Annotated in this window: 25 protein-coding genes; 11 read left to right on the top strand and 14 right to left on the bottom strand. The window is 63.1% G+C overall.

What is annotated here, in order from left to right; translation table 11 throughout:
* Positions 1–74 precede the first annotated feature (74 nt).
* From CSC73_RS13725 to CSC73_RS13705, 5 genes are all read right to left on the bottom strand, one after another.
* Complete coding sequence (locus CSC73_RS13725) at positions 75–866, bottom strand: hypothetical protein (RefSeq protein ID WP_163841150.1); 792 nt, start codon at positions 864–866, stop codon at positions 75–77.
* 99 nt (positions 867–965) lie between these two features.
* Complete coding sequence (gene mddA / locus CSC73_RS13720; RefSeq protein ID WP_163841148.1) at positions 966–1,700, bottom strand: methanethiol S-methyltransferase; 735 nt, start codon at positions 1,698–1,700, stop codon at positions 966–968.
* A 14-nt stretch (positions 1,701–1,714) separates the two neighbouring features.
* Positions 1,715–1,987, bottom strand: coding sequence for a DUF4242 domain-containing protein (locus CSC73_RS13715; RefSeq protein WP_163841146.1), 273 nt, complete (start codon positions 1,985–1,987; stop codon positions 1,715–1,717).
* Positions 1,988–2,052: 65 nt separating this feature from the next.
* Complete coding sequence (locus tag CSC73_RS13710) at positions 2,053–2,418, bottom strand: DUF4242 domain-containing protein (RefSeq protein WP_163841144.1); 366 nt, start codon at positions 2,416–2,418, stop codon at positions 2,053–2,055.
* A gap of 105 nt (positions 2,419–2,523) precedes the next feature.
* Complete coding sequence (locus CSC73_RS13705) at positions 2,524–5,109, bottom strand: ATP-binding protein (protein WP_163841141.1); 2,586 nt, start codon at positions 5,107–5,109, stop codon at positions 2,524–2,526.
* A gap of 341 nt (positions 5,110–5,450) precedes the next feature.
* On the opposite strand from CSC73_RS13705, the gene CSC73_RS13700 reads away from it, so the two are divergent.
* From CSC73_RS13700 to CSC73_RS13685, 4 genes are all read left to right on the top strand, one after another.
* Positions 5,451–6,710, top strand: coding sequence for an MFS transporter (locus tag CSC73_RS13700; protein ID WP_163841139.1), 1,260 nt, complete (start codon positions 5,451–5,453; stop codon positions 6,708–6,710).
* A gap of 58 nt (positions 6,711–6,768) precedes the next feature.
* Positions 6,769–6,921, top strand: coding sequence for a hypothetical protein (locus CSC73_RS13695; RefSeq protein WP_163841137.1), 153 nt, complete (start codon positions 6,769–6,771; stop codon positions 6,919–6,921).
* A 115-nt stretch (positions 6,922–7,036) separates the two neighbouring features.
* Entirely contained in the window at positions 7,037–7,396 is a 360-nt protein-coding gene (locus CSC73_RS13690; RefSeq protein WP_163841136.1) for a glycine zipper 2TM domain-containing protein, read from the top strand.
* Between the two features lie 78 nt (positions 7,397–7,474).
* Positions 7,475–7,969, top strand: a complete 495-nt coding sequence (locus tag CSC73_RS13685) for a DUF6970 domain-containing protein (RefSeq protein ID WP_163841134.1) — start codon at positions 7,475–7,477, stop codon at positions 7,967–7,969.
* A 58-nt stretch (positions 7,970–8,027) separates the two neighbouring features.
* Here CSC73_RS13685 and CSC73_RS13680 read toward each other — a convergent pair whose 3' ends face one another.
* The 5 genes from CSC73_RS13680 to CSC73_RS13660 all read right to left on the bottom strand — a co-directional run bounded on the left by CSC73_RS13680 (position 8,028) and on the right by CSC73_RS13660 (position 13,440).
* Positions 8,028–8,921, bottom strand: a complete 894-nt coding sequence (locus tag CSC73_RS13680; protein WP_211840890.1) for an endonuclease/exonuclease/phosphatase family protein — start codon at positions 8,919–8,921, stop codon at positions 8,028–8,030.
* Between the two features lie 128 nt (positions 8,922–9,049).
* Positions 9,050–9,478: a VOC family protein gene (locus CSC73_RS13675; RefSeq protein WP_163841132.1), complete on the bottom strand. Its 429-nt coding sequence runs from the start codon at positions 9,476–9,478 to the stop codon at positions 9,050–9,052.
* A gap of 85 nt (positions 9,479–9,563) precedes the next feature.
* Positions 9,564–10,808 carry a cation:proton antiporter gene (locus CSC73_RS13670; protein WP_163841130.1) on the bottom strand — a complete coding sequence of 415 codons (1,245 nt, stop codon included), beginning with the start codon at positions 10,806–10,808 and terminating at the stop codon, positions 9,564–9,566.
* Between the two features lie 4 nt (positions 10,809–10,812).
* Positions 10,813–11,841 (bottom strand): LacI family DNA-binding transcriptional regulator, encoded by a 1,029-nt coding sequence (locus CSC73_RS13665; RefSeq protein WP_163841128.1) that lies wholly within the window; start codon positions 11,839–11,841, stop codon positions 10,813–10,815.
* Between the two features lie 105 nt (positions 11,842–11,946).
* The gene (locus tag CSC73_RS13660; protein ID WP_163841126.1) at positions 11,947–13,440 is read right to left on the bottom strand and encodes a glycoside hydrolase family 30 protein; all 1,494 of its coding nucleotides are present in this window, start codon (positions 13,438–13,440) and stop codon (positions 11,947–11,949) included.
* A gap of 205 nt (positions 13,441–13,645) precedes the next feature.
* Between CSC73_RS13660 and CSC73_RS13655 the strand changes: the two genes are divergently transcribed.
* Positions 13,646–16,453 carry a TonB-dependent receptor gene (locus CSC73_RS13655; RefSeq protein WP_163841124.1) on the top strand — a complete coding sequence of 936 codons (2,808 nt, stop codon included), beginning with the start codon at positions 13,646–13,648 and terminating at the stop codon, positions 16,451–16,453.
* A gap of 43 nt (positions 16,454–16,496) precedes the next feature.
* Here the strand turns inward: CSC73_RS13655 and CSC73_RS13650 are convergent, their stop codons facing one another.
* From CSC73_RS13650 to CSC73_RS13640, 3 genes are all read right to left on the bottom strand, one after another.
* The gene (locus CSC73_RS13650; RefSeq protein WP_163841122.1) at positions 16,497–16,862 is read right to left on the bottom strand and encodes an MmcQ/YjbR family DNA-binding protein; all 366 of its coding nucleotides are present in this window, start codon (positions 16,860–16,862) and stop codon (positions 16,497–16,499) included.
* Positions 16,863–16,903: 41 nt separating this feature from the next.
* Positions 16,904–17,371 (bottom strand): YehS family protein, encoded by a 468-nt coding sequence (locus tag CSC73_RS13645; RefSeq protein WP_163841120.1) that lies wholly within the window; start codon positions 17,369–17,371, stop codon positions 16,904–16,906.
* 81 nt (positions 17,372–17,452) lie between these two features.
* A complete protein-coding gene (locus CSC73_RS13640) occupies positions 17,453–17,935 on the bottom strand; it encodes a hypothetical protein (RefSeq protein WP_163841118.1) in 483 nt (160 codons plus the stop codon).
* Between the two features lie 156 nt (positions 17,936–18,091).
* On the opposite strand from CSC73_RS13640, the gene CSC73_RS13635 reads away from it, so the two are divergent.
* The 6 genes from CSC73_RS13635 (at position 18,092) to CSC73_RS13610 (ending at position 24,090) form a co-directional block, all read left to right on the top strand.
* Positions 18,092–18,490 carry an MmcQ/YjbR family DNA-binding protein gene (locus CSC73_RS13635; protein ID WP_163841116.1) on the top strand — a complete coding sequence of 133 codons (399 nt, stop codon included), beginning with the start codon at positions 18,092–18,094 and terminating at the stop codon, positions 18,488–18,490.
* Between the two features lie 268 nt (positions 18,491–18,758).
* Positions 18,759–19,205, top strand: a complete 447-nt coding sequence (locus CSC73_RS13630) for a hypothetical protein (protein WP_163841114.1) — start codon at positions 18,759–18,761, stop codon at positions 19,203–19,205.
* A 128-nt stretch (positions 19,206–19,333) separates the two neighbouring features.
* Positions 19,334–20,326, top strand: coding sequence for a cyanophycinase (locus CSC73_RS13625; RefSeq protein WP_163841112.1), 993 nt, complete (start codon positions 19,334–19,336; stop codon positions 20,324–20,326).
* A gap of 157 nt (positions 20,327–20,483) precedes the next feature.
* The gene (locus tag CSC73_RS13620) at positions 20,484–21,137 is read left to right on the top strand and encodes a hypothetical protein (protein WP_163841110.1); all 654 of its coding nucleotides are present in this window, start codon (positions 20,484–20,486) and stop codon (positions 21,135–21,137) included.
* A gap of 196 nt (positions 21,138–21,333) precedes the next feature.
* Positions 21,334–23,196: a glycoside hydrolase family 13 protein gene (locus tag CSC73_RS13615; protein WP_163841109.1), complete on the top strand. Its 1,863-nt coding sequence runs from the start codon at positions 21,334–21,336 to the stop codon at positions 23,194–23,196.
* A 606-nt stretch (positions 23,197–23,802) separates the two neighbouring features.
* Positions 23,803–24,090, top strand: coding sequence for a hypothetical protein (locus CSC73_RS13610; protein ID WP_163841107.1), 288 nt, complete (start codon positions 23,803–23,805; stop codon positions 24,088–24,090).
* Between the two features lie 78 nt (positions 24,091–24,168).
* Here the strand turns inward: CSC73_RS13610 and CSC73_RS13605 are convergent, their stop codons facing one another.
* On the bottom strand, positions 24,169–24,726 hold the full coding sequence (locus tag CSC73_RS13605; RefSeq protein ID WP_163841105.1) for a flavin reductase family protein: 558 nt from the start codon (positions 24,724–24,726) through the stop codon (positions 24,169–24,171).
* Positions 24,727–24,920: the final 194 nt, after the last annotated feature.

Here is a 24,920-nt window from a genome sequence, read left to right as displayed (position 1 = left end):
CGGACGGGGCTGTTCGATGTCCGCTTCCGATCCGAAGCAGACGCCCAGGCGACCCGGATTGCATCCAGTGTTGGTCACCCATTCGGTCCTGCCGCCAATCCCAGCTCAAGAGCATGCCAGCGATCGTAGAAGAAGGTTCGATCGAACGGGGATAGGACATGCGCAGGGCAGAAATCGCGTGCGGCCTCAAACCGACAGGCGGGGTTGGTCGGATGCGCGCAAATTAATAGCCAATAGGCGTCGTAGCCTTTTGCACGATAGCCGGGTAATAGGTCCTTCTTGGCGTCCGCGCGTTCCTGAAGAACCTCTTTGGTGAGAGAGGCGACCCAACTCGCCTCAGAACACTGCCAGATTCCGTGTCCAGATTCGCGCCAGAATCTAAGTTCTCGAAAGTACTGTCTCAGCATGGGAGGCAAGCGTTCACCCGCTGCAATCACCACTTCATATTCATGCTCGAGACGCAGACTGAGGAGAAACTCGACGATCGCTCGGCCCAGGTCGGAGCGATTTACAGTTTGGATGGATGCCCTGTCGTAGAACGAGAAACACACGCTCAGTGGAGGTCCATGTTGCGCTTCGTACCCGCGCTTTGCGCGCTCCAGTATGTCGTCCTTCGGAGCACGTCTCGCACGCTCTTCTTTGCTCTTTTGAATCTCAGTGACCTCAACACCTATCGTATTGCCATCCAAGACGATGGCCAAGTCGGGTGATTCAAAGTTGCCTGACAGAAACCGAGCGGGAATGGCTAGCTGCTGCAGCAAGCCGTGAAGCATCGCGCGTTCGAACTGCTTCTTTCGTAGAGCTGTCACATCGATCCCATCTGTCGATTGTTGTTCGCTTTCTAATGGAAGGCCGGTTTGTCTCATGTGTCAAGAAGATAGTCCATTTCTGTACAGGAGCAGACATCGGCGGGGACGCGGCGGGAATGGCCCCGCCGCACCGTTGCCGATCCAGCATTCGCACATTCAAGGGCGCTTCCGCCAGGGCAGCAGCATCGGAACCCTTCGCTGATAGTCGCGATACGCATCGCCATGAACTGCAACGAGGTCGCGCTCCTCAAGGAACTTGACCGCCACCACGATGTAACCGGTGACCACCACGGCGAACAGCAGATGCCCCAAGCTCATCGCTGGCGTGACCCAAAATGCGATGAGGAATCCCAGCATGAGCGGGTGGCGTACGATCCGGTACATGGCACGGAGGACAAAGGGTTCGTCCTTCGCCGAACGCCGCCGCGCGTGGAGCCACACCTGGCGCAATCCGAACAGCTCGAAGTGATCGATCGTGAACGAACTGGTCAGCACCAGCAGCCAACCCAGCAGGGAGATAGCCCATAGAAAGCCCCCCGCCAAGCCGTTCTCAACGTGCCAGACCAGCTGCGGCAAGGGACGCCACTGCCAGAACATCAGCAACAACACCAGGCTGCTCACCAGTACGAAGGTGCTGCGCTCGATCGGTTGCGGCACGAAACGCGTCCACCACTGCTTGAAAGCCGGCCGTGCCATACCGCTGTGCTGGACAGCGAACAGGGCGAGCAGAGCGATGTTGATGCTCAAGGCCGTCATGAGGGGCGCGCTGGGCCCGTTGTCGATGTGCTTGGGCACGCCCACGCCTGCGACAAAGGCGATGGCGTACAGGAATGTCGCCAGGAATGCCGTGTAGCAGGCGCCGCCGTACAACACGGCAAGTGAACGGGACATGGTCGGCCTCCTGCCTATCGGTAGAAGTAGGGGGCCAGAACATTCACTTGCGTGATGCGTTCCAGCGGCAGGTTGTTGTCGCCAGCCGTCCGGCGAATCGCCTCGGGGTCGGGACCATCGTAGACGCAGAACGTCTTGGTCTTGTCGGCACTCACGTAGGAATGCACCCAGGTCACGCCTTCCTTGGCGTTGGTGGCGACAACGCCGAGGCAAGCCTGGGCGCCCTCGTCGGTCATGGGGATGTTCAGGCCGGTGGGGAAATTGCGTTCGATTACATAACGGGGCATGGGAGTTCTCCGGAAGAATGACTGCAGACGGGTGGCGCGGCCGTCCGGCCGCGCACCTCGTTCGCTTACTGGGCGTCAAGGGTGACGGGCACTTCGGTGATGGTGTCGATGGGCAGGTGATTCGCCCGGGCCGCCTGGCGGATGGCTTGCTCAGTTGGACCTTCGTAGATGCAGAAGGTCTTGGTCCGATCTCCATTGGCGAAGGACATCAGCCATTTCACGCCGAACTTGGCATTGGTCTGGTTGACCTTGGCCTTGGTGGCGGCATCCAGGCCATCGAGCGCGCCCTTGGGGAAAGAACGCTGGATAACGAAGCGGTGGTTGGCGCCGGCGGCGTCACCGGCATCGCTCGCGGCCGCAATGCCGCTCAGAGCCAGGGCGCAGAGGGCGGCCGCAGCCAGCGCACGCAGGGGATTGATGGAAGTGTTCATGATGAGAGTCCGTAGTGGGCACAGCGGATTGCTGTGTCGAAAAGGTTACGGAGACGCCTTCCGCGCCGCGTCGGCGAGTTTGCCCAGATTGCGTAAGGCGACTGCCTATTTTTTGGCGCGGATGCCCATGGCCAGTGCGGCCGCCACGGCTTCGGTGCGCGTGCTCACGCCGAGCTTGGAGAAAGCGGCGGCGACGTGGTGATCCACGGTGCGCACCGAGCGTGAAAGGCGCTCGGCAATCTGCGCGTTGCGCAAGCCGCCGCATAGCAATTGCAGGACTTCAACCTCGCGCGGGGTCAGGGCATAGGGATTGGCCTGGGTCGAGGCGCGTTGGCCGCGGGGGACGCCACGAACCCCTGCCTCGCGCAACGCACGGCGCAAGCGCGCGACCATCGGGTTCGCGCCAAGACGCTCGAAGATGGCGAGTGCGGCGCGCCGAGCCTCTTCGTCGCCCTCAGCCAACGCTCGCGCCTGCTCATAGGGACAGCCCAGTTCGAGCCACGCGTCCGCGGCTTCGCGCCACCGGCCGGCGAACTGTAAGGCGAACGCTGGCGTGTGCATGGAGAGATCGCCCTGGGTATCGGCCCGACCCTCGTAATACGAGATCTCATCCATCAAGTCGCGGCGGTAGCGCGATCGGGTGTGCGTCGAAGCCAGTGCGGCCATGGCTTCGCTTTCGCGCGGGTCATCGCCTTTCAGCCACGCCGCTTCGATCTGGGCGGCCGCTACTGGCGCGATCCGAAGGAAGGATTGCATGGGCAGTGCCAGCTGCAGCGCTTCCTGGAGGACCGGCAGGGCATCCGGATCCCCGCGGCGGACGCGCACGTGCCCCAGCACCGTGAGCGCGATAACGCGACTGATGGGCGCGAGATTGGGGGTGCGCAGGATCTGCGCCGCCTGACCGGCGGCCTGGTCCCATTGGCCCGTAGCGAACCAGGCGTACGCCTGCAATGCCGCCAGGTAGCCCGCCCATGCGTCGAGGTCACGTGCTTCGCAGTAGGCCAGGCCGCGCTCCAGCCAGTCCTGTGCGAGGGGAAAGCGCTTGCACATGACCGCGTCGTAGGACAGGTTTACGTAAGCGCGCGCGGCATGTTCCTCGAAGCCATGGGCCAACGAGGTCAGCAGGCTTTGCTCCAGGGCAGCGGCCCCCGACTCGTCGTCGCTGTCGAGCTGCGCCGTGCCGATATTGTTCAGCGCGTGGACTTCGATCTCCTTATCGTCCAGGTCGCGGGCCAATTGCAGCGCACGCTGGCCCCAGCGGATAGCGTCCGCACTTTCCCCTTGAAGCATGTGCAGCTGCGCGCGATTGCTGTAGGCCATCGCCAGTTCGCGGCCCGGCGGCAGATCGCCAAGCAGCTGGATGGCTTCGTCCGCATACGCTTGCGCGCGCGAGGTCTGGCCGTTGTACCAGCTCAAGCGCGACAGCCAGCGAGTCGCGTCTCCTTGTTTGAGGGATTCACCCATGCTGCGCCAGAGATCGCGCGCTGCCTCGCGTGCGCTCAGGGCTTCTGCAATCTGATCGGTCAGATAGCATTCGTAGGACAGCCGTTCCTGCAGCATGGCCCGCACCGAATCCGGCCGCGCGCCGTCGAACGCCAGTGCAGTCCGGAAGTGCGCGGCGGCCTCTCGGTGCGCACCACTGCGTTGCGCCTCTTCGGCGGCCGCTGGCGCCAGACGCAGCACGGCTTCGGCATTGCCGGCGCGGGCGGCATGATGCACGCGCCATGCCAGCGGCGCGCGACTCGGGGGCACGTCGTCCAGCACGGCGAGTACGCGTGCGTGCAGCCTCTGCGCACGCGGGCCCGACAGCGATTGCTCGACCGCCACGCGCGCCAGTTCATGCCGGTAGGCGAACACCTCGCCATGAGCGATCAGCAGTCCGCTATCCAGGCATTCCTCAATCGCACCGACCGACGGCGCGAGCACCGCTTCCAGCAACCAGCCCTGGATGTGCCTGGGCACGACCGCTGCCAATTGTGCGATTTCCTGGGCCGCCGGGCCGAGCCGTGCGAAACGCGCCAGCACGAGATCTTCCACCCCATAAGGCACGGTTTCTGTCCCGCGCCGTAGCATCTCGCTGACGAAGAAAGGATTGCCTTGCGTGACCTCGTATAGCCCCTCGGGCGTGTGCAACGAGCCCTTGGCCATCGCCTCCACGGCTTGCACGGTCAGGCGAGGCACCTGCATGCGGGCGACGGACGCCCTGGGAAGGTCTCCCATCAACCGACGCAAAGGGTGGTGCGCCGGCACTTCGTCATCTCGATAGGTCACCACCAGCAGGCAAGGCATCTGCTCCAGACGCCTCCCCAGGAATCTAAGCAGATCGAGAGTCGCTTCATCCGCCCAGTGCGCATCTTCGACCACGAACATCGTCGGTGCCGTCTGGAGTTCGGAGAGAACGGCGCCAAAGAGCTGCATGCGCCCAAGCTGGTCGACGAGGGGTCCGAAAGAAACCGGGTTGTTGCGAATGATGTCGTGCAGAGGCGCAAGGGGCTGCGGAGTCTGGAGCGCATCACACGCCCCCCACCAGAGATTCATCGTGCCGCGTCGATCGCGCAGGGCGGTGACCAGACTGGTCTTGCCAATGCCCGCCTCGCCGCCGATCAGCGCCACGCTACCGGCACCGCCCTGCGCTTTGTGGAGCAAGCTCTCCAAAGCTTCGAGCTGCGATTCACGTTCGAACAGATTCATCGTTGGCTGCGTGTGGGTATCCGGCCATGGATGCCCGAGGATAGCCTTAATCAACGCATTGCGAGCTTCGCCCCGGACAAGGACCGTGTCGGCATTCGACCTTGGATTGAACCGCCAGCAAAAAGCTGAACTCAAGGCGCGGGTCTTAGCGCGGCTGTCCGGTTTGTTGGGCGCCAGTTGATTGCCGTTTCTCGGTACGGGCTCTGGGTGGCGCGATCGCCATCGCTAGATGCGCATACCAGGCGATCTGCGATTGGAAACCTTTGGCTTTGGCTATCGCCTCAATACAGCGTTCCAGCAACGGGCTCGACCGTTCTGTTGCACTGCAGCATAATGAGCGCATGGCCGAAGATTCCCTTATCCCCAACATCAATGCGCCCAATACCAATGCAGACCTGACGCTGCGCCAAGTGGGGCTGATCCTGTTCGCGCTTACCCTGGGCGGCTTCGCCATCGGCACCAGCGAATTCGCCAGCATGGGCCTGATGCCCAACATGGTGGCTTCGCTGGGTGTGACCGAGCCGCAAGTGGGCCACCTGATCAGTGCCTACGCACTGGGCGTGGTGGCCGGTGCGCCGTTGCTGGCCATCCTGGGCGCCGGCTGGAAACGCAAGACCCTGCTGCTGTCGCTGATGGGCTTCTACGCGCTTGGCAATCTGGCCAGCGCGCTGGGTCCCACGTACCACAGCTTGCTGCTGTTCCGTTTCATCGCCGGTCTGCCGCATGGCGCCTATTTCGGCGTGGCGGCGTTGACGGCGGTGGCGATCAGCCCGCCGCACCGGCGCGGACGCGCGGTGAGCATCGTGATGCTTGGACTGACCCTGGCGATCCTGATCGGCAATCCGTTGGCGACGTGGGTGGGGCAGTTGGTCGATTGGCGCTGGATCTACGCTGCGGTGTCGATGATCGCAGTGGCTACCGCCGTACTGCTTGCGGTGTGGCTGCCGGCGCATGTCGATGGCCCGAAGGCGAAACCGCTGGACGAATTGCGTGCGTTCAACCGGCTGCCGGTGTGGCAGGCGCTGGGAATAGGGGCGATCGGTTTCGCCGGTATGTTCGCCGTCTTCAGTTACCTGGCGCCGACGATGCTGGAAGTGACGCAGGTGTCGGCGGCATGGATTCCGTTGGGTCTGGTCGGCTTCGGTCTCGGCGGAGTGGTGGGAAATTTCGTCGGCGGCTGGCTGTTCGACCGTTTCAAACTGCGCGGCGCGTGGGTGGTGCTGGCATGGGCCTTGGCGATGCTGCTGTTGTTCCCGCTGATGGCGAAGTGGTTGCCGACCCTGCTGCTGGCGACCGTCGCCATAGGCCTGATGGGCGCGCTTGGGCCGATACTGCAATCGCATCTGATGGACGTGGCCGGCGATGCGCAAACGCTGGCGGCGGCCTCGCACCATGCTGCGTTCAACACCGCCAACGCGCTGGGCCCCTGGCTGGGCGGCATGGCCATCGTCGCCGGCTATGGCTGGACATCGACAGGTTATGTCGGCGCCGCCACGGCGGTGGTCGGGCTGCTGATCTATGCGTGGGCCAGCAAGACCATGCGTGCAGCACGCGCACTTGCCGACGAGGCGCCGGCTTCGGTAGCTTGCGAGACGTCCTGACGCCAACGGACCACAGCGCGACGAAAACCGATCTTCTGTCGCAACGTATACCGCGATCATGCTGATGACCATGCGCGGCGCGCCGACCTTCTACATCTTCATGGGCGCGATCGAAGTGCTGCTCACTCTGCTGATTGTCTGGCACGCGTGGACCTGGCCCGGCGGCAGACGCCGTAGAGAGCCGAACGAAGCGGTAATCCGAAAACGGTAAGCGGACGCCGGCTGAACCATTGCCTTCGCCGGTGGCGCGAGAACCGTTTTTTCACGCGTTGTTGTCGATTGCGGGCGAACAATGCCGTTTCGTACACGAGTGATGAGGTCGGGACATGAAGACGATACGTACGATTCTGCTGGCTGGCGCCATGCTGCTTTCGGCCAACGCGTTCGCCCAGCAATACGGTCCGCAGGACGAAGGCCGCCGTTTCAACGACGGCAGCAAGGTGGTGTGCAAAAACGTCGAAGTCCAGCGCAGCAGCAAGGATTCCAACCGCATCCTGGGTACCGCCACCGGCGCGGTGGTGGGTGGTCTGCTCGGCAATCAGGTCGGCAAAGGCAACGGCAAGAAAGTCGCCACGGTCGGCGGTGCGGTGGCCGGCGGTCTGATCGGACGCAAAGTGCAGGGTGACGCCCAGGAGAAGAAGGGCGACCGCGTAGTCGAGCGTCGATGCGAGCGCGTCTACCGTTGAGTGTCCGGGGCTGAAGCCATGCGGCCGGCGTAGATGGGTTGGACGTAGGGCGGGCTGGAGCCCGCCCTATCCGATTCCATGGTGCCCGATTGCATGGTCCATGCTCGGCACTGTTTTATTCTTCTGGGGAGACATATGGAATCAAAGAACCGCGCCGCTCGCTTTGCTCTGACCACGGTTGTGTTTCTGGTCGTGCTGTGCGGATCCTGCGCCGAAGGCGAACCGCGCGCATCGTCGCCGCCCGAGCCGTCGTCCGCATCGCTGCCCGGATGGCTTCGCGCGAAGATCGGCCAGTTCGAAGCGCTGCCTGCCGATCGCGCTCCGCTCGGTATCTGGAGGATCACCCATGACGGGAAACCAGCCTTCTACCTGCTTTCCCCATGCTGCGACCAATACAACCCGTTGTTCAGCGCCGAGGGAACCGAAATCTGCAATCCTTCGGGCGGCTTCACCGGAAGAGGCGACGGCAAATGCCCCGAGCCGATGGACCGGGGAACGAAAGCCGCACTGGTTTGGTCGCATCCCGCCTCGACGTCCCTGGCCGACGACCCGCCTGGCCTGATGCGTAACTGAAGTCCGGTCGTCGGTCGCACAGGCGACATGGGCGACGCCGGCTTCGTGTTCGTGCGATCTACTTCCCGGCGGCGAGTTCGAAGTCCACCACCACCGGAAAATGATCCGAGGGATAGCGGCCGCGGCGATGGGCGGTTACGGTTCTGGCCGACTTGGCCTGCAGTCCGCGGAACAGGATCCAGTCGATGCGCTGGTCGGGTTTGCCGGTGAAGTTGTGGAAGGTGCCCGGTGGGCCGTGACGCCGCGGCGCCGCCGTCCAGGCGTCGGTGAGCGCAGTGGTCAGCAAGGAATGCGTGGCACTGTCCGGCGCGGTGTTGAAGTCGCCGGTGAGAATGATCGGCTCATCGGCGGACAGTTGCCGCAAGCGCGCAAGAATGAGCGCCGCGCCGCGTTCGCGGGCGGGCTCGTCTTCCTCGCGGTAGGGCAGATGGGTGTTGTAGAGGACGAAGGTCGCGCCATCGGCGATGCGCTGGAAGCGCGCCCAGGTCACCATGCGCGGGTACAGGTTTCCCCAGCTGATGCTGCCCACCGTTTCGGGCGTATCGGACAGCCAGAAATCGCCGGTCGTCAGCATGCGCAGACGATCCTTGCGATAGAACACGCCCATGTGCTCATCCCCGCTGCCGCCACGGCGACCTTGGCCGAACCACGCGTACTGCGGCAACTGCGCCACCAGTTCGTCGCCCTGGCGCTGGAAAAGCTCCTGGGTGCCGATGAGGTCCGGATCCTCGCGCGCTATCGTCTTCGCCATCAATGCGCGCCTGGCCTCCCAGCGGTTGGCGCCATCGCTGTCGGTCAGCAGACGCACATTGAAAGTCATCACCCGAAGCGGCTGCGCCATCGCCGGCGCGCAGGCCAGCAACCAGACCGACAGGCACATCAGCAAGCGCAACCCGAACCGGTTGCCGGCGATATCGCGGGGTGCATGCGAAGCGCGAAAGAAAAGAGACATGCGGGCAACCGGGGCGGCGGGGATCGGCGGGAGTTTAGTACACGCGCCGTCAGGATAAACGGGCGCAATGCACGCGCAGCCTCGCTGGTCTGCTGGACAGACAGCGCAGTGGACGATGCGCTTTGTCTCTAGAATGTCACTTTTACCGAAGGTGCGCTTCGTTGCGCTTCGCCGTGATACACGGCTTCTATGTTGTTGCCGTCCGGATCCAGCACGAAGGCGCCGTAGTAGCCCGGATGGTAAGGGCGCAGGCCCGGCGCGCCGTTGTCGCGGCCACCGTTCTTCAATGCGGCCCGATGGAACGCCTCGACCATGGCCCTGTCCTTGGCTTGGAAGGCCAGGTGATGGCGGCCGGACAGTTCGCCCTGCGCCGCTTCGCTGTCCGGTGTGGAAATGAACAACTCGTCGGCCCAGAAGAAATCCTCGCCCGAGCCGCCCATGGGGATGTTGAGTTCCGCGAATACGGCCTCGTAGAACTTGCGGCTTGCCGCAAGATCCTTCACTACCAGTTGGATATGGTCGATCAGCCGTCCGCGATGCAGTTCCTGCGTTTCCATGGGCGCTCCCGGGCATTTGAGGAGAGCAGATATTAGACGCGGGTCCGGACGATTCCCTTCACGGAATTTTGACTCCGCCACGACTTCATACGGGCTGACTGCCGGACTGCGCTTGCCCGGCCCTGCGTCCCAGGATGAAACGGAAAAACGGACCGGTGAGCAGGGTGGACAGCACGGCCAGCGTGACCAGGGCCGCGAAGGCGTGCTCGGAGAGCAATCCTTTGTCGCGCAGGATAGTGGCGGCCACGATCTCCATCAGTCCCTTGCATTGGAGCAGTGCGCCGATGGCCAATGCTTCCCGCCGCGACAAAGCGGATGCCGGTGGACAGATCAGCGCCGCCGCGAGTTTGGCGACCACCGATACCGCCAGCAATGCGAGCGATGCCTGCAGGGAGGCCCAGCCCAAGGCGTCGCCGTCGATCTTCAGACCGCTGTGGCCGAAGAACAGCGGCGCCAAGGCGAGCAGCGCGAACCTGCCCATGCGTTCCACAGGCAAATTCCGCGTCCATGCCGGCGGCAGCATCGCACCGGCGAAATACGCGCCGAGCAAGGCATGCAGGCCGAGATGCGAACTGGCCCAGGAACCGGCGATCAGATAAAGCGGCAGCGCCAGCCAGATCGCCCAGGCCGGCGGCACGAAATCATTGCGGCGGCTTACCGTGCCCAGCGCCGCCATCGCCACCGGCACCGCAAGCGCCATCAGCTGCAGCGGCGAGCTACCCGCTATGCCGGCATCGCCATCGGCCACCAGCAGCAACAAAGCCAGCCCGATCCACAGCACCGCATCGTCGATCACCGCGATGCGCACGGCCAGCTGAGTCAGGGGGCGATGCAGCGGCCCCAGTTCGCGAACGATGCCGATCAGCACCGGCAAAGCGCTGACCGCAATGCACAGGCCGATGGCGATCGCGCCCAGCGTGCGGTCGCCGTTGGGCGCCGCCCAGTTCGGCAACACCGAGAAGTAGTGGTATGCGGCCAGTGCGCCGACCACGAAGGGCAACAGCAATGCGAGCGCCGCGCTGGCGACGAACCGGAATGCCGAACTTCGGGACGCGGGCTGTAGGCCAGGAGTGGAATCCACATGGGCGGACTGGCGCGTTTCCAGACCGGCGGTGAAGGCCAGCAGCAGCACGCCGAGCCAGCCGATCTTGTCGCCGATCACCGACGGCACGCCCAGCGTGGCCGGCAACCATCCGGTGGCCGCCAATACCAGTCCGATGATGATCGGGACTACCGCTATCGGTATCGAGCGGCCGAGCAAACGCCATAGCGTCCAGGCAAGCAGGATGAAGATCAGCGCGTCGGCGGCGGCGGCAATAATCGCGTGCATGGGCTCAGCCTACAGGAACCGGCGCGGGTTGCTTCGGCGGCCTGGTCGATTCGCGGAACAGCAAGGTGTGTTCGACGTGGACCATGCGGCCGGCATCCGGCGCGCGGATCCGCTCCAGCAACTGCAGAGTCGCAAGCCGGCCCATTTCCGCGGTCGGCTGGCGCACCGTGGTCAGGGCAGGATAGATGTGGCGCGCGATGGGCGTGTCGTCGAAACCGCAGACCGACAGATCGCGCGGCACCGCAAGACCGCGCTCGCCGGCCGCCCGGATCACGCCGGCCGCCATGTCGTCGTTGGCGGCGAAAATCGCCGTGGGCGGATCGGCCAGATCGAGCAGCCGGTTGGCTCCGTCGATTCCGGATTCGAAGGAGAATTCGCCCTGTGTCACCAGTTGCGCGTCGTAGGCGATGCCGGCTTTGCGCAAGGCTTCGCGATACCCGGCGTAGCGCCACTGGCAGGCGCCATGCGCGCGAGGGCCCTTGATGTGGCCGATGCGCTTGTGCCCAAGCGCGACCAGCCCGGCCATGAGCTCCAGCACCGCGGCGGTTTCCTCCATCATCACGCCGATGCGCGACTGCGGGTTGCGCGGTGCGATGCAGGCGAACGGCACTTGGTGCTGTTCCAGGTATTCCAACACGACCTTGTCGTCGGTCAGCGGAGGAATCAGCACCACGCCGTCGGGATCGAAGTACTCGAAGAACCCCTTGATGTCGTCCGCAATGCGTTGCTTGCCCGAACCCACGGGGGCCAGGACCAGGTTGTAATGGTTGGCGCGGCAGGCTTCCAGCATGCCGCTTTGGATCTCCATCAGGTAATTGCGCGAGGGATTGTTGTAGACCAGCGCCACCATGTAGGAGCGCTGCCCGGCCAGGCTGCGGGCGGAAAGATTGGGCTTGTACTGCAACTGCTCGACCGCGCGCATGACGCGATCGCGCGTTTCCTCGCGCACATTGGGTTCGTGATTGAGTACCCGCGAGACCGTTTTCATCGACACGCCGGCGGCGGCGGCCACATCCTCGATACGACTACGCATTTCCTGGCCCCTCTCCTTAAGTAAACCAGTCCCTGGACGGCCGGCTCGGGTCAAGCGATTCTGCCAGCGGAAGGAGCGCTTGGGGATATCCGCGCTCGCTTGCGCTCATGGCCGGCCAATGGAGCCAGGCCAGCGGAAGGTGGCGATGCTCTTGGCCGGAAGCGTGTAGCCGAAGCGCCGGTCCTGTTGGCGCACGGAAAAACTGCGCTCCCTGGCGTTGGTGTTGGTGACGATCAGCACGACCGATCCATCGTCGGTGTTCTGGAAGGCGACATTGTCCAGGCCATCGCTGGTGGCGGTGGAAGCGATGCGATAGGCATCGCGGCGTACGAAGCGGCTGGCGTGGGCGAGCGCGTAATAACCGTTGTTGCGGCTGACACGGCCGGTCGCCGAATCGATGGTCACTACTCCGATGCAGGTATCGCAGCCGCCCGCGTGCGGACCGCCGCGTTCGTCCAGGGCCAGGTTCCAGAACAATACGCCGCGGGCCCAGTCGCGAGTGGCTTGCACGATCAGCTGCTTCGCCTGCAAAGGCAGGCCGCCGCTGCGCACCGGTTCCCAGGTGCCGTCGGAACATTCGGTCATGTAGACGTCCTTGTCCGGGAACGCCGCATGCACGGCGGACTGCGCGGCCGGATCGCCGCCATAGCAATGCCATGCCACTGCGGCAACGTAAGGGCCTGCGGCGCGATCGGACAATACGGCGGCCGGCTCCTGAGGCTTGTCCCAGTTGTGGTCCCAGTCGAAGATCGAAGGACCCTTGCCGCGTGCGGCGATCAATGGCCCCAAGTGGTCGCCAATTAGTCGCGCACGCGCCGGCGCATTCAGACGCATGCCCGGATAATCGGCAGGCTCGAAATCGGGTTCGTTCTGTACCGTCAGGGCGAAGACGGGAATGCCCTCTGCCGCGTAGGCGTCGACGTATTCGAGCAGGTAACGCGCGAAGGCGTCGTAGTACTCGGGACGAAGAGTGCCTTTGATAAGGCTGCCGCTGTCCTTCATCCAGGCCGGCGCGCTCCATGGCGAGGCCATCACCTGCAGTCGCGGATTGACTGCAAGGGCCTGGCGCGTCACCGGCACCACATCGGACAGATTGGGGGCGATGCTGAAATGCCGCAGCTGCGGATCGGGCTTTCCGTCGGGAGGATCGTCCAGGCTGTAGTGGTGCCGCGAGAAATCCGATGCGCCGATGGTCAGGCGGGTGAACTCCAGGCCGATGCCGTCCGCCGAGCGTCCGAACAGTTCCTGCAGTAGTGCTGCTCGCTGGGCAGAACTCATCTTGTGCTGGATCAGCCAGGCGGAAGAATCGGTGATGGAGGCGCCGAAGCCGAGCATGCGCTGGTACCGCTTGCCGGTATCCACTTCGATCTCGGCCGGCGCGTCCGCCGATTCCACATGTTCCGCACGCACTTCCACGGGCCGCAGCGCCCAGCGATGGTCGGAAGTGGTGACCCAGGCTTGAACTTCCGCGGCATTGCCTGGGATGTCGGCATCCGGAAGTCGGGGTTGGCTGGCGCAGGCGGCATTGATCAGCGCCAGCGAAAGGAGCAACAAAACCGGCCCGGATCTTGTATTGCGGCTACGGTGCGAAACGTTCATCGATTCTCCCGCGTGATGCGTTATGTAACGTTACATGTGCGCGCGCGTGCATGGTGCATCGCAACGAATAGATAGCGCTATCACTATCGAAGCGTCCGCTGTCGCGAGGTCTGCGAGCAATACGCCGCACCATACTTAACCGATTGTTGACAAGCGCGTCCGGCGATTATATGACAGCGCTGTCAACTATGGCGGGAGAGGCCTGATGATTCTTGCAAGAGAAAATACGACGACGACTTCCAGCGTGCGCCAAGCAGGACCGCGCAAACGAATCCTGGTTACCGCCTGTTGTCTGGGACTGTTCGCTGCGCAATGGGCGCAGGCACAGGAACAGCAGGCGGCGACGACGGCCACCGAGAGCTCTGCGCAGGAGCAGGACGTCAATACGCTCGACGCGGTGGTGGTGACCGGCATCCGGCAGAGTATTGCCAAGTCGGTGGAAGTAAAAAACGAATCGAGTTCGATCGTGGAGGCGATCTCCGCCGAAGACATCGGCAAGCTGCCCGACATCAGCATTGCCGACTCGATCTCGCGTCTGCCGGGCCTGACCATGCAGCGCGTAGACGGGCGCGGGCAGGTCATCCATATCCGCGGCATGTCCGAGCAATTTGCCGGCACCCTGCTCAACGGCCGCGAACAGGTCAGCACCGGCGATAGCCGCGGTGTCGAGTTCGACCAGTATCCAGCCGAACTGATCAACGCCGTCGTCGTCTACAAGACGCCCGATGCTTCGCTGGTGGGGCAAGGTCTCTCGGGGACGGTCGACATGCAGACCATCCGTCCGCTGGACTTCGGCGAGCGTCGCATCGTGTTCGGTGGCCAGGGCGAGTACAACTCGCTCGGCGACCTGACGGCAGGGGGCAAGGACAAAGGCTATCGGCTCTCGGCTTCCTACGTGGATCAATTCGCCGATGACACCATTGGCATCGCCGTCGGCGTCGCACGCCTGAGCTCGCCGTTCCAGGAAAAGCACTACAAATCGTGGTGGTGGGCCAACACCGACTTATGGGGTACGCCCCAAGGCGCCAAGCCCGCCGATGCGATCGCCCTGCAGGGCGCCGAAGGCTGGGTGAAATCCAGAGACATGACCCGCGATGGCGTCATGGCGGTGCTGGAATTCAAGCCCAACGACACCTGGCACAGCGTACTGGACATGTACCACTCCAAGTTCGAACAACAGGAGTGGATGCGCGGTGCGATGTGGACCAACGATCCATGGTGGAACGGCGGTGCGGTGACCTATACCGCCGCCAATACGACGCTGTATCACGGCGTACCGGTGGTCACCAGCGGCACGCTGAGCGGCATACAGCCGGTGGTGCGCAACGACGACAACCAGCGTGAAGACAAACTGTCCGCCATTGGCTGGAACAACGAGTTCAAGTGGGACGTGTACACGCTGACCGCCGATGCCAGCTATTCGCGCGCAGAGCGCGACCAATCCGTGCTGGAGACCTATGCCGGCATGCTGGGTGGGCTGGATGTGGATTTCGAAATTCCGTTGACGGCAGGCTACGCCAACTACGCTCTGCCCGATTTGTCCGATCCGAATTCGGTCTATCTGAGCGACCCGCAGATGTGGGGTCATGACGGACGCATGGAGGATTCGCAGCAGAAGGATACGCTCAAGTCGTTCCGCGTGGATCTGAACCGTCTGGTGGAATCTTCGGATTTCCTGCGCAGCTACGACGTGGGCTTCAACTTCAGCAAACGCACCAAGGACAAGAGCGCTCAGGTCTACTTCGCCGATCTGCCGGGCCGTGTGCCGACCCTGATCGATCCCTCTTTGCTGTCCACGCCCACCGATCTCGGCTTCGCTGGTATGGGCAACGTAATCAGTTTCGACCCGCGCGAGCTGCTCGGCCGGTACTACAACGTGTATCTGAGCGAGAGCAACGACGACCTGCAGAAGGACCAGAGTATCGAGGAAGAGATCCGCACGTTCTACGCGAAGGCCAACCTCGACATGGATCTGACCGATTCTGTACGCCTGCGTGGCAATGTGGGCGTGCAATACATCCGTACCGAACAGGCATCGAGTGGCGTAGTCATCGAACAGCATGAGAACGAAAATGTGCTCGTGGCGGGAACGGGAGGTGCTTCGTATGGCGATATCCTGCCCAGCCTGAATCTTGTGGCCGATTTCGGCAACGGTTGGAATGTGCGCTTCGGTGCTGCCCGTGAACTGATGCGCCCGCGCATCAATGACATGGGTGCGTATGGCAGCGTCGGGGTGGCTGTTACCGATGGCAGGGGCGAATGGACCGGCAGCGGTGGGAATCCGGAGCTCGAGCCTTACCGCGCCAATGCCGTGGATCTGTCGGTCGAGAAGTACTTCGGCGAATCCAATTCGAGTTACGTGGCTGTGGCAGTGTTCTACAAGGACCTGGATTCGTACATCTACACCCGGACCATCCCCTGGAATTTCGCGGGTTACGATTACGAAGGGCCCGTACCGCCGGACTCCGACTGGGGCACGTTCTCCAGCCCGGCCAATGGCACGGGCGGCTACATGCGCGGCGTGGAGTTCGGCAGTGCGCTGAGTGGCGATCTTCTGCATCCGGTGCTGGACGGGTTTGGCCTGTTGCTCAATGCGTCCTACACCGAGTCGTCGATCGACCCCGACGGTCCAGACCAGGGTAGTGGTACCGATACATTCCCCGGCCTGTCGAAGATCGTCGCCAATGCCACGCTTTATTACGAGAAGAACGGATTCTCGGCGCGCGTGAGCCAGCGCTTCCGCGACCCTTACCGTGGCGAGTACAGCTATATCTTTGGCCAGCGCAGCTATCGTTACACGTTGAACGAACGCACGGTCGATCTGCAGGTGAGCTACGACTTCCCCGAATCCAGCAAGCTGGGTGGTTTGTCATTGATGTTCCAGGTCAACAATTTGAACAACGAGCCATTCCGCACCGAAGTCAGCGATTCGCACCAGCTTGGGCTGTTCTTCCCCGAGGAATACACAGAGTATGGCCGCCAGTACATGCTGGGCTTCCGCTACAAGCTGTAACTGAAGGATTGGCCTCAGGCAGTTCGCTGCCTGCGGTCCGTTTTCAGGATAAGGACGATAGCAGCGCAGCTCTGCGCTTTTTGCTCAACGAACCCAGTGCCTTGCGGTACGACCATTCCACCAGTTCGCGCAGATAGTCGTCCGGCATGCTGCGCACATCCACTATCGTGATCCAGCGGAAGCGGGCCAGCCAACGTGCGGGCTTGATGCCGGGAACGTCGGTCAGCTCCAGGAAGCGTTCCGGCGAAACCTTGATGCTGAAACGCCACTGCTCGGGCTGGCTGGTCTTGAAATGGGCGAAGCGCTTTCCGCCCACGCTGTAGACCAGGATATTGGCGGGCGCGTCATGCAGTTGCCAAGCGGCGCCGGGAAGGCGCGCGCAGAATTCCTTGAGTTGCTTCGTGTCCATAGGTCTGATCAAGGAAGCGGAACGAGGGATGCGTAGTTCTCTCAGCCTCGGAAACGCACCGTCAACCCCTTCAGGAAATTACGGAGTATCTGGTCGCCGCAGGGGCGGTAATGCTTGTGGTCGGCCTGGCGGAACAGGGCGGTCAGTTCCGGCTTGGTCAGCGGAAATCCTGCCGCCGCGAACACCTCATGCATGTCCACGTCCTTAAGCTGGAAGGCGACACGCAGCTTCTTCAGCACCACGTTGTTGGTGATGCGGGTTTCCACCGGGCGCGGCGGCAGGCTTTCGTCCCGCCCACGGTAGTAGAACACCAGTCCATCGAGGAAATGCGCGAGCACGCGATCGCTGCAGGCGACGAACCCGTCTTCCTCCTCTTTCTTCAGCAGCGCGTGCACCTGCGCCTTCTCGATCGGGAAATCCGCATCGGCCAGCTGGATGATCTCGGCCACCTTGCCGTCGCCGAGGTCCAGCATGTAGCGGATGCTGCGCATCACATCGTTGTTGATCATGTCCGTCCTGTGGGCCGCCCGGGCTACCCAGGCGGAGCACAGTTTACCGTTGGCCGCAGGCCGGTGCAGGCGGCGATTTCCTCAGACGCAGCCGGCGGCCTCGGTGCACTTCAATCGTGAGGCCTCTTCCTTGAGCAGTTTCTCGTCGGCTTCTTTCCGTGCGCGGATCTCGGTGGGCGTACGGCAGACGCGGGTGACGTAATTGCTCCCGGTCCTGGCCTCCTGCATACAGACCAGGCGTTCGTCCTGGTTGTTCCTGATGGTCGCCTCGATCCGCGCCATCAATCTGCGGACCTCGGCCTGGTCGGCGGACGCGAGTTGCGAAGTATCGGCCTTGCCTTCCAGCAGTTTCTCCAGTTTTTCCTGATCGGACAGAACGGATTTCTGCGCATCGCGCGGCAGGTTCGCGTAGCGGTCCCGCTTGGCCTTCATGTCGGTGCGGATAGTCTGCTGCTGGGCAAGGATGTCCGCGGTCCGCGTCGGCGCATCGGCCGACTTGGCGACAAGGGAGATCGTCAGCAGGGCGGCGGCGCAAGCCAACGCGTACAGTCGGTGGGTCGTCATATCGTTTTAGTCCGGGGTCGTCCTTTCGAACGTATCCGATCGGAAGAACCACTCCAATAGGCGAACGGCAAGCGGACAACTTGTGCAAAACAAAGCTTTTTGGGGCTGCCCGCAAAAGCTATAGTCGCTGCCGGGTCTTTCCGGAGGGAAGATGAAGTGAACGCCCGCGCTACCGTCTCCGAACCGATCGTCTTCCGCCTGCGCGCGATCTGCCTGGAATTTCCGGAAGCCTACGAAGAGCAGGCCTGGGTGGGGACGCGCTGGATGATCCGGAAGAAGAATTTCGCCCACGTGTTGATGATCGATTCGGGTTGGCCGCCGGCCTATGCGCGCGCCGCGAAATCCGAAGGGCCCATGACCGTGCTGACTTTCCGCTCCAGCGCAAGACTCGAAGCGCCCCGATTCTCCAAGCCGCCCTTCTTCAAACCGGTGTGGTGGCCGGATATCGCCGGCATGGCGATCGATGCGGAAACCGATTGGGACGAGGTGTCCGACCTCCTTGCCGGAAGTTATTGCCTGCTGGCGCCGAAGAAACTGGCCACGCAGATCGGCTAAGCCGCCTTCGAGGCTATTGCCATGCGCGTGGATCCGCCGCAACCGCGGAAGACGGCTTGAATCGGACGGAAGCTTTGGTCAGGATGCGTCCAAGGAACCTCTCAACAATTCGAATGTCATCCCGAGCGTAGCGAGGGATCTGTTTTTACCCGCAATACAGCAGATCCCTCGCTACGCTCGGGATGACAGGAGCAGGGTTGTTTGGGCCTTCCCTAATAGCCAGGAGACCGGAATGGATCGAAAAAAGCCACAGCTTCCATGCGCCGCAATGCCGCACACTGGCTTCAGATCACAAGGGTTGCCGAAGGCCCGTGCGGCGATTTCCGTACTCTCGATCCTGTTCCTGCTCGGCGCATGTTCGCCTGCCGCCGACGCTCCCGCGACTTCCGCCGTTGCACCCCCGCCTGTGGCGGACGCCGCAAAGCCCAGCCCGGCACAGACCGCAGCGCGCTTGCAGGAGTGCCGCGCCAAACTCGAAGCCGGCATCCCGTCGGGAATGGTGATCAATGCCTCCGCCGACAACGGCCGTCCGATACTCTGGGTGGGACCCGCATGGGAAAAGAGCGCACTACAGGCGAAGGAATCGCTTGCGCGCGATACGGCCTGCTTCTTCCTGTCCGGCGACGAATCCAGGACGCTCAAGTTCTCGATCTACGACCAGGCCACGGACAGGGAGGTCGCGGTATGGGACCGCTCCCGATTGATCGAATGGTGATCGCATCGTCCACGGCGATCCGTACGCAATCGAACGATGGACGGAGAACTACCCCCGCAACGCAGCTTGTATAGCCGAGGAGACCTATGCACACTCCGGCACAGATCGCTCCGACTACGAGGTGTTCCATGCTGCGTTGCCTGCTGGTGCTCTTGTCCGCTTTCGTTCTGGCCGCTCCCGCGCTTGCCGCAAAAGCTCCGCCTTATACCTATCTGCGCGTCGGCAATGCCGCCGATGTAGCGCCGGCCACTACTCCCGGCGTGGTGCTGATGGGCGGAGGCACCGATGTCGATCAGGCTTTCCAATGGCTGTGCGGTCTGGGCGGCAATGGCGACTTCCTGGTGATCCGTGCCACCGGCACCGATGCCTACAACCCTTATGTGCGCGATCTGTGCCCGAACGCCAACTCGGTCGCCACGCTGATCATTCCCAGCACTGCGGCCGCCAATCTGCCGGCGGTGGCGGCGATCATCGCCCAGGCCGAAGTGGTGTGGATCGCAGGCGGCGACCAGTCCAACTACATCGGCTTCTGGAAGAACACCCCGGTGCAGTCCACCCTCAACACGCGGATCGCGCAGGGCGTGCCGGTGGGCGGAACCAGCGCCGGACTCAATGTGCTGACCCAGTTCGTCTACACCGCGCAGGCCAGCCAGGGCGTGACCAGCAGCCAGGCCGTGGCCGATCCGTTCAACCGTTACATGACTTTCGATCGCGACTTCGCTGGCGTGCCGTCGCTGCAGGGCGTGATCGGAGATCCGCACTTCGCCGCGCGCGACCGCATGGGCCGCGACATCGCCTTCCTGTGCCGGGTGGCGGCCTACGGCTGGAGCGCCGCGCCGCGCGGCATCGCCGTGGATGAAATGACCGCACTGCTGGTGGCCAACGGAGGCTATGCCAGCGTGGTGGGTTCGGGGAAGGTCTACTTCCTGCAGGCGCCGGGATTGCCGCAGGTTTGCGCAGCCAGGCAACCGCTGACCTACCGCAATATCGGCGTTGCGCGCATTGCCGCCGGCGACGGTTTCGATCTCTCCAACTGGATGCCTGTTGGCGGGACCACTTATACGGTATCCGTCGAAGCCGGTGTGCTTGGTTCCTCCCAAGCGGGCGGCTCTCCTTATTGAGGCGCTCCTTATCGATGAATTTATAAGGAGGAGCGGCTGGGCAGGGGTGGCGCTTGCTTAACCGCGTCCGTGGGCGATGAGCGGATAACGATTCCGTAAGGTCCGATTCACCCGGCCGCGCCGACACTTGCTCCACTTTCACAAGGAGGGACAAGTGATGAAGACATTGAAGAAGATCGGACTGGCTGCCGCATTGGCGGTGGGGCTGGGCATCGGCGCTGCGGCTTCGGCGCAGACGGTGGGCTACAACATCCGCACCGGCGACGTATGGGTGGACACACGCCTGGGCGAAATCAACGACTATGGCCGGCGCTACCGCGATCCATTCGTGGGCGAGATGACCGGCTATTACGGCGCGCCGCGCAGCCTGATCGTCGAGTTGCTCGATAATCGTCGCTGGGCACCTGCAGACGTTTATTACGCCTGCGCATTGGCCCATTCGCTGGGCATTCCCTGCGTGAACGTAGTGCGCGAGTACGACCGTAATCCCGGTCTGGGCTGGGGCAACGTGGCCAAGCACTACGGCATCAAACCGGGCTCTCCGGCCTTCCATGCCCTGAAGCGCGGCACGGCGTCCACTTATGGGCGATGGGGTTACCCGGTCGTCGTCGACCGCCCCGTGCATGTCGACTGGTCCAAGCACGGTCCTGGCAAGTCGCAGGGCAAGGGCAACGCTCCACGTCCTGCCGCCGATCATGGGCATGGAAAGTCGGGTCACGACAGCGACGATCACGGCGACAAGGGCAAAGGCAAGGGGAAGGACCAAGGCAACGGAAGCGGAAAGGAAAAAGGCAACGGCAAGGGCAAGTAATCCGCTCGGTGCGATTGCAGGAACGAAGGACGGCGGCCGCAAGGCCGCCGTCCTTGTTTTGCGATTCGTCGGAAGCCAGGCACCATGCTGCTGCGTCGCAGTACATACGAATTCATTTCCCGCCAGCGGCTCCGGCTTGTAGCCTCGCCGCATCCCGCGAATGCATCCGCCATTCGACGGCCCTCGGGAATCCCGTATGCAGGCAGTCCGTATGAAAGCAGCGGTCGCATTGTGTTTCGGCCTGATGCTCAGCGCGTCGGCATCCGCGCGCGACGTCGCCATCGACCATCTGGAACCCGCCAGCTGGTGGGTGGGAATGAAGCATTCACGCATCGAACTGATGGTGCACGGCGACGCGATCGGACCATTGAAGCCCCGGTTGTCGCGGCCTGGCGTGAGCGTGGTCGACGTGCAGCGGGTGGACAACCCCAACTATCTGTTCGTCAGCCTGGAGATCGCGGACAGCGCCAGTCCAGGTACGTTCGATATCGAGTTCCTAGACGGCGACCGTGTGGTGTCGCACCATCCGTTCCGCCTGGACGCGCGCGAGCCGGGGTCGGCGGCGCGCAAGGGGTTCGACCCTTCCGACGCCATCTATCTGATCACCCCGGACCGCTTCGCCAATGGCGATCCCGGCAACGACACGCTCGCAACCATGCGCGAGCCAGCCGATCGCGCTTCGCCCAATGGACGCCATGGCGGGGATATCGCGGGCATCGCGAAAAGCATCGACTACATCGCCGGGATGGGCTTCACCCAGCTCTGGTCCACGCCGCTGCTGGAAAACGACCAGCCTGACTTCTCCTATCACGGCTACGCCATCACCGACCTGTACCGCGTCGACCCGCGCTTCGGCAGCAACGAGGACTACCGTGCGCTATCCCGCAGCGCGCGGGCCAAAGGCGTGGGCCTGATCATGGATGTGGTGCTGAACCACATCGGCTCCAACCACTGGTGGATGCGCGACCTGCCCACGCCGGACTGGATCAACCACGGCGGCAAGTTCGCGCCCACCAATCACCGCCGCACCACGGTGCAGGATCCGCACGCGGCGCCGCAAGACCGCGCGGACTTCGTGGAAGGCTGGTTCTCGCCCGGGATGCCCGACCTCAACCAGCGCAATCCGCGCCTGGCCACCTATCTGATCCAGAACAGTCTGTGGTGGATCGAATATGCCGGCCTGTCCGGCATCCGCGAGGACACTTTCGGTTATGCCGATGCGCAATTCCTCAGCGCATGGGGCAAGGCGGTGCTCGACGAATATCCGGATTTCAGCATGGTCGGTGAGGAGTGGAGCGCCAACCCCGCCACGGTCGCGCACTGGCAACGCGGCAAGGTCAATCCGGACGGCCATGTTCCGCATATGCCCAGCATGATGGATTTCCCCGTGCACACCGCATTGCGCGATGCGTTGAACGAACCGGAGGGCGCGGACACGGGCTGGATACGGTTGTACGAAGCGCTGGCCAACGACTACCTGTATCCCGACGCGGGCCGCTTGGTCGTATTCGCCGAGAACCACGACACCACGCGCCTGCTGGCCAACGTGAAGGGGGATGTGGCCCTGTTCAAGATGGCGATGGCCTACCTTGCCACCGTGCGGGGCACGCCGCAGTTCTTCTATGGCTCGGAAATACTGCTGGAAGGACCGCGCGAACGGGAGGACGGCAAGATCCGCGCCGACATGCCAGGCGGCTGGGCGGGCGATACGAAGAACGCCTTCACCGGCGACGGCCTGTCGGCAGCCGAACGCGAGGCGCAGGATTACCTGCGGCGACTGCTTCGCTGGCGCAGGAGCGCCCCGGTGGTGCAGCACGGCGAACTGCAGCACTTCGCACCGGCAGGCGGCGTGTACGTCTACTTCCGCTACGACGGCAACGACACGGTCATGGTGGCGCTGAACAAGAATGCCGAACCCGCGACGCTGGCGCTGGAACGGTTCGGCCGATTCATCAAGACCGGCAGCAAGGGCCGCGATGCGTTGACCGGAAAAACCGTTGCGCTGGGGACGACGCTGGAACTGGCGGGCAACGCGGCGACGATCATCGGCATCGAATAGCCAACACCCGTGCCGCGGATGCCGCGCACAGTACTCCGAAGGGCCGACTGAAAAACCGATGCCGCGCTAAGACCCGCCGGGCTGGGCGGGATCGGCGGGCTGCGGGCCATCGGGATCCACGCCCGGGTCGGGCGGGGGAGGAAACACCGGATCGCTGGGCTGCCAAGGCGGCGTGTCGCGTGCGGGATTCGGGGTTTCTCCGGGTTTCGGGGCAGGGGGTTGGAAAGGTGCGCCGGGATTGGGATCGTGCTGGTTCAAACCGTTCTCCTTCGCTGCTGCGGCAACCTGTGCCGCAATCGCCAACATGCGCGGGCCGGGACTGGCCTGACGTGAAGAAATGCGGATGCGGTTTTCGCGAAGACGCAACTTCTGGTGGCTTCGTTGGATGCGGTGCATCGATCCGCCCCGACCCCTGCCGGCGCTTCCGCCAGTCGTCGCCAGGCGCCGGATCCTGCGCCTCAAGGGGCCCTGTCCGCTTCAACCGGGGGATTCCAGTACCTGAATCCGCCGTTTCGTCGCGCCATCCCGCGTCCCGTCGCCGCCGCCGCCAAGACCGGCAAAGCGCCGACTATTCTCGCCGGCACTCCACACGGGCCGGGTGCCGCCATGAGCATTACCGACTTCCTGTTCTCTCTGCATAAGCTGCTTGCCTGGTTGTTGGCGCTGCTGACGGTCCTGCTGCCCCAGCATCTTCTGGGCCCGTTGCCCGCTGCGGGCACTCCAGCGGCGGCCCCTGCTGCGGCGACAACAACGCAGCTTTGCGTGCAGACTCCTGTGCCGCCGCGCAAGCTGGCCCGTGCGGTACTGCTGCCATCGAATACCGATGAAGCCGGCGCAGCCACAAACGTGTCCGATGGCCCCGACCCAAGGTCTGCATCACGGACAAAGCAGTGAGGGCGGCCTTGCGCAGCCGCCTTTTCCGGACCGCATAAAAACGGAATGCGCCGGTATCGCTTCGCAGCGGCGTCGGGGTTACAGATTTTCCGGTCTGAAGCGGCTGCGCCGCGAGATATCCGGCCCCGACACCATGAACCTGCCTTCGCCGCGGTAGTGCATGGTCCGTGGAATCCTGGGCGCGACCGCGACATGGGCCTTCACCACTTCCCAGATGAAGAGCCCGTGCTTGCCTACCTGGCTGCCATCGTAAAGCTGGCACTCGAAATTGGAATGGCACTCCGCCAGCAGCGGCGCCTCCACCTCGCTGGCGCGTTGCGCGGTGAGTCCGAATTTGGCGAACTTGTCGGTATCGGCACCGCTGCAGTTGCCTATGCCCACCACCGCGTCCACCAAATCCAGCGTGGGTAGATTGATCACGCATTGCTTGCTGCGCCGGATCATTTCGAAACTGTGGTTCTCTTCCCAGATATAGCAGGCCAGCAGCGATGGCTCGAAGCCCATCATCATGTGCCAGCCCATGGTCATGAGGTTGCGTTCTTCCTTCCATGCCGAACTAACCAGGACGATGGGGCCTGGTTCCAGGAAGCGGCGCACCTGGTCCGTCGGAAAATTTCTTTTGCGGAATTTATTCATGCGCTTGGCACGGCCAGAAAGAGACCTACGGCACATTAATGGCGCACGCGTGAAAATAACGGCATGGAAACGATAGTGCTTCCATCAGTTCGCTGGACTATCGATTTCCTGTTTATGAGAGACGATGCACAGTTGTGCATTCGTGTCTTTCATCGCGAATCTCAGGATGACTTATGGGCGCAGGCTGTCGATCG

This window comes from Pseudoxanthomonas sacheonensis, from assembly GCF_010093305.1.
Taxonomy (GTDB): Bacteria; Pseudomonadota; Gammaproteobacteria; order Xanthomonadales; family Xanthomonadaceae; genus Pseudoxanthomonas_A; species Pseudoxanthomonas_A sacheonensis.
The sequence above is the reverse complement of the archived record's forward strand: the minus strand, read 5'-3'. Positions and strand labels throughout refer to the sequence as shown.